2 protein-coding genes are annotated in these 1,221 nt (G+C 72.2%); both read right to left on the bottom strand.

The genetic code is table 11. The annotated features are described in order from the left end of the window. Positions 1-770 (bottom strand): type II secretion system minor pseudopilin GspK (gene gspK, locus GJ693_RS16045; protein ID WP_197042296.1); only part of this gene is annotated, 770 nt, incomplete at its 3' end. After that, positions 767-1,221 (bottom strand): type II secretion system protein GspJ (locus tag GJ693_RS16040; protein WP_156257222.1); only part of this gene is annotated, 455 nt, incomplete at its 5' end. The genes GJ693_RS16040 and gspK, both read right to left, overlap by 4 nt.

Genomic DNA, 1,221 nt, shown 5'->3' with positions numbered 1-1,221 from the left:
AGCAGCGGCTGGGCCCAGAAGTCGCTGACGTCGCGCCAGCCGCCGGCGGGGCGGGAAGCGATGATATCGCGGGCGGTGGCCAGCGGCACGCTGGCGATGGCGGCCAGCACCGGCGCGTCGGCGGGCACCAGGCTGTTGATGTTGGGGCGCGAGAGCTCGGTTTCCGGCAGGGCGCACAGATACGGCGCGGCACGGGCATAGATGGCCGGCGTCACCCCGGCGATGGCTCGCCATTCGCTCACTTCGGCCAGCAGCGTGCCGGCGGTGCGATAGGGCGTTGCAGCGCGGGCATATGTCGGATCCTCGGCGCCACCGGAGCCGGGCATCTGGTCCACGTCCACCCAGTCGGCCGTGGCGGCGGCGATGCGCTGGGCTTCGGCCTGCGGCACGTCGAGCAGGCTGAGCAGGCGGGCCAGTTGCTCGACGCCAAGCGGACGTGTGACGGCCAGAGCGGCCGGCCCCATGGCAACGCTGTTGAGGTTGAAGCAATTGCCGCCGGGCTGCAGCGTCACGTTGGCCGGGCCGGCCGGTGTTGGCAGCACGAAGGGCCGGGCCGGCAGCTGTGGCAGTGGCAATCGGGCCAGGATCATGGTTTCCCCGGCAAGCGCAGCGCCGCGCGCGGCTTCGAGGTTGGCGATGGTGATGCCGAGATGGCGGGCCAGGCGCAGCCGGTCGAACAGGCTGGTGGAAAGCGCCGCCATCACGCCGACCAGCACCAGCACGTTGATCAGGGCGGCGCCCTGTTCGCTCCGGTGAAGCGGGCGCCTCATGCGCCCGGCCCCATGATGACGACCTGGCGGACATGGCCGAATTGCGGGCCATCCAGCGTCAATTCCAGCGCGCGCGGCAATTGGCCGGACTGGCCGCTCCAGCCCTCCTGCCATCCCTGCGCGGTGAGCACCCGCAGCTTCGCCGAGACGCCCCTGGCCAGCACGGCGGCCTGGGTGGCGGGCATGCCATCGACCATGGCGGCCGAACGGCGGACGAGCGCATTGCCATCGATCAGCCATTCCACCCGCTGCAGTGAGGCGCGGGGCGCCGCGCCCGGATTGGCCCAGCCGCGCCGCACCAGCGTGAACAGGCTGCCGTTGCCACTGCTGAAGGCCGGTTGTGGTTGCCCTTCGCCGCTGCGCCACGGCCGAGGTGCCGCCTGCCCGGCATCGGCCACGAGCAGCGCCCGCAGCCGGACGAGATCGCCGCTGCCGGTCACCAGCGCCTGGG

The sequence above is a fragment of the Sandarakinorhabdus oryzae genome (assembly GCF_009733735.1).
GTDB classification, from domain to species: domain Bacteria; phylum Pseudomonadota; class Alphaproteobacteria; order Sphingomonadales; family Sphingomonadaceae; genus Sandarakinorhabdus; species Sandarakinorhabdus oryzae.
The sequence above is the reverse complement of the archived record's forward strand: the minus strand, read 5'-3'. Positions and strand labels throughout refer to the sequence as shown.